4 protein-coding genes are annotated in these 3038 nt (G+C 40.4%); 3 read left to right on the forward strand and 1 reads right to left on the reverse strand.

Annotated elements, in window-relative coordinates; translation table 11 throughout:
* Positions 1-382 precede the first annotated feature (382 nt).
* Together H6G26_RS40385 and H6G26_RS40390 are read left to right on the forward strand one after the other, a co-directional pair.
* Entirely contained in the window at positions 383-544 is a 162-nt protein-coding gene (locus tag H6G26_RS40385; RefSeq protein WP_190737597.1) for a hypothetical protein, read from the forward strand.
* Positions 487-1209 (forward strand): MFS transporter, encoded by a 723-nt coding sequence (locus H6G26_RS40390; protein ID WP_190737599.1) that lies wholly within the window; start codon positions 487-489, stop codon positions 1207-1209. Before H6G26_RS40385 ends, H6G26_RS40390 begins: the two co-directional genes overlap by 58 nt.
* 928 nt (positions 1210-2137) lie before the next feature.
* Here H6G26_RS40390 and H6G26_RS40395 read toward each other — a convergent pair.
* A complete protein-coding gene (locus tag H6G26_RS40395; RefSeq protein WP_190737601.1) occupies positions 2138-2524 on the reverse strand; it encodes a VOC family protein in 387 nt (128 codons plus the stop codon).
* 220 nt (positions 2525-2744) lie between these two features.
* Between H6G26_RS40395 and H6G26_RS40400 the strand changes: the two genes are divergently transcribed.
* Positions 2745-2891, forward strand: a complete 147-nt coding sequence (locus H6G26_RS40400; RefSeq protein WP_190737603.1) for a hypothetical protein — start codon at positions 2745-2747, stop codon at positions 2889-2891.
* The last annotated feature ends 147 nt before the right edge of the window (positions 2892-3038 follow it).

A 3038-nucleotide genomic window follows, 5' to 3' on the forward strand; every position in this document is an offset into this window, starting at 1 on the left:
AGATTCTCAGCATCAGCATGGCAGAACTAGATGGAACTTGCAATACTAAAGTTTTTAGAAGAAATTTTTTGATGTTTTTATTATGATTATGATCCTGATCTATGAGCATTATTATTCTTTATAAAAATTAATTATTAGCTGTTTTTTACATTAAACTTTAAATACTTAAAAATTACCTATCTTTTGAAACAGGTTGGATTAAAATGCTATGTATAATTAGACATAATTAATAAGCTATGAATAGTAATTTGTGAAAAAATTGGCTTGCTCAAGGCTAATGATTTCCCTAAAAGTGATAAAAATAGAAAACTGTCACCAATTGAACAAATAAGTCTTCGCAAGCATCCTCGAACTCCAGGATCACGCCTCAGCAAATAGGGTTATGGAAATATCACTACAGGAAGATGGGTATGAAGTTATTTTTGAGGATTATCAACTGAGTAAATCTAAGCAACCAAATTGTCTCGAGCAAGAGCATTATGTCCGATGGGATACTATCAACGCACTTTACCGCCTCTGTGGATTGGAGTGGCGATCGCCTTAATTGCCTTTATTGCCATTGGCGTTGCTGAAGGCGGATTAGGCGTTCTTCTACCCTCTATAATGTCCACATATAACTTGACTCCAGCCACCGTTACCCTGCTGTTTGTGAGTCAAATTAGCGGCTACATTCTGGCAGCATTCGCCAGCAGTCTGGTGAGTAGCTGTTTAGGGTTAGCGCGAATGCTATTGATTGCTGCGGTTGTGCTGACAATGGCGCTGGTAATTTACGCCACCTCACCTTACTGGTTGTTTATGGTTGCTGCTGGGTCATTGTTGGGATTGGGTATTGGGCTGATTGATGCAGGGATCAATACCTACATTGTGCAAGATTCCCGCAGTGCAAATATGATTGGTTTGTTTCATGCTTTCTATGGCATTGGCGCATTATCTGGGCCCACAATCGCCACTACTTTGCTATCACTTGGCATGAACTGGCGACAGGTTTATTGGGTATTAGCCTGCATCGTCAGCTTATTGATTGTAAGTGTCCTGGGTGCGATGATTTACCGCTACACACCCATGACGCGACGGGTATCGACATCAAATACAACTGCGTTAGAAAATTTGAGGCAATCGTTCCAAAATCCAGTAGTAGTGCTTTTGCCTGTGCCACAGCAGCAAAAGGTTTACCAAATAAAACAAAGTAACGCCTCTCAGTTTCTCTAATGAAATCTTCAATCCGCCGCACACAAATACCTCCCTCAATCGTGCCTCGAAACTTTTGCATTTCGGCAACTACTGTTTTGATTTGCGAAGGTTGATTAATTATGGAACCAACTGAGGTTTTGAGAGACTTAACATAATCTTTGATAAAAAATCCATCCCAGCCGAGTTGATTCAACTGGCTCTCTAAATGATCATCAACGGAATAAAATTTAGTCTCTGGAGTCAAATCAGTAATTAAAGGATACCAATTGCTCAGATAATGTGTAGATAGATACTCAGTCAAAGAAATTAAAACACTTGCCCCTGTACTTTCGACAACATTAACTAATAACTCATAATCTCCAAGCGAGAGCATCCAACCCCGGCAGACCACTTTTAAGCCAGGAGTTGGAGCTGGAATAATCTTTGATGAACCCGTTCCTAACGACTCTAAAGAAATAACTCCAGTTGTAAAACCAGCGTTTTGTATACAAGCAACTTGCTCGGAGTAATCTGCATCCGCTTTTTTAGGATTGAAGTAATCGCTAGGAAAAAGAAATATCACAATATCTCAACCAAATATATTTTGTTTACTAACTATACTAATCCTTAAGTATATTTCCGTAAAAAAACACGAGTTCGTTGGCTCAATATGAGATTATTAACTAAAACCTCGCCCCGTCGTTTAAGCTCTAGTATATCTTGTTGCTGTTGCTGCTTGGCCTCGTTTTGGTAATGCCCCACGTTTAATTTACTCGTTCCACGCACGGCAGGAGGAGGATTTGCCAATGCCTATCAGCGGGTTTAGCTTGTAATGAGGGTGTAGCTATCAGATTCCTCTACGGCTAAAAGTTCATGAAGTAGTTTAAATTGATACTGAGTCTTCAGCACACAATTTTTATATGCTAAGTTGCCATCGTCAAGTTTCCTTTAATTTAAAAAATGCTGCTTATTCAGGCTGATGACAGACTGCTTCAATATTATGTCCGTCTGGATCAAGAACGAAAGCAGCATAGTAGTTAGGATGATACTGAGGACGCAGACCAGGCGCACCGTTGTCTCGTCCACCAGCAGCTAAAGCTGCGTTGTAGAATCCCTCAACAGCAGCATGATTATGAACTCTAAATGCTATGTGAACTCTTACAGAACCAGGATTACCAAGACTCAGCCAGAATTCAGCTTCTGGCGGCTGACCGAAACCAGCAATATCGGTACTTCCAGTGGTAGAGGTTGAATACTCTGCAATGAGTGAGAGTCCAACTGGTTCTAATGCAGCAGCATAAAAGGACTTGCTTCGCTCAAAATCACTCACAACCACACCAATGTGATCAATCATAATTGACCTTTGCTTTTGAGTTGAATTGAAACCAGATTAGTACAATTGACCTAAATATTCAAGCCTTAATTGAGGTCAATGATTGCTTCAATCTCTGTAGCAAGATCCCCGTAGGGTATCCCCAAATGAATTGATTCTGACTGGAGCAACGGCAACTCCGGCTTTGGTTAAGAATTAGTGAATAGTTGAATTCTTTTTCAAGCTTCTGCATTCAGGAGCTTTGTCATCAGAAAACGCTCGTGTTTTTCATAGCCAACTCTATGGTAGAGGCGCTGGGCTTTTGGGTTTTCAAAATCTACCTCTAGATGAAGAGCTTGAACTCCTAAGCTATGGCAAATTTCCTCTGCAAATATCAGAGGCTGTTTGAAAAGTCAAAGAAATGGTAAAAAAGCTCTCTCAGTATACGCTGTGAATATATAGTAGACAGCACTGAGAGAGCAACATGAGTAAAGCATACCCCAGCAATCTGACCCGTGCTCAATATGAATTTCTGAGTGACATGATTCCAGAACCA

The organism is Nostoc sp. FACHB-888, from assembly GCF_014696655.1.
Taxonomy (GTDB): Bacteria; Cyanobacteriota; Cyanobacteriia; order Cyanobacteriales; family Nostocaceae; genus Nostoc.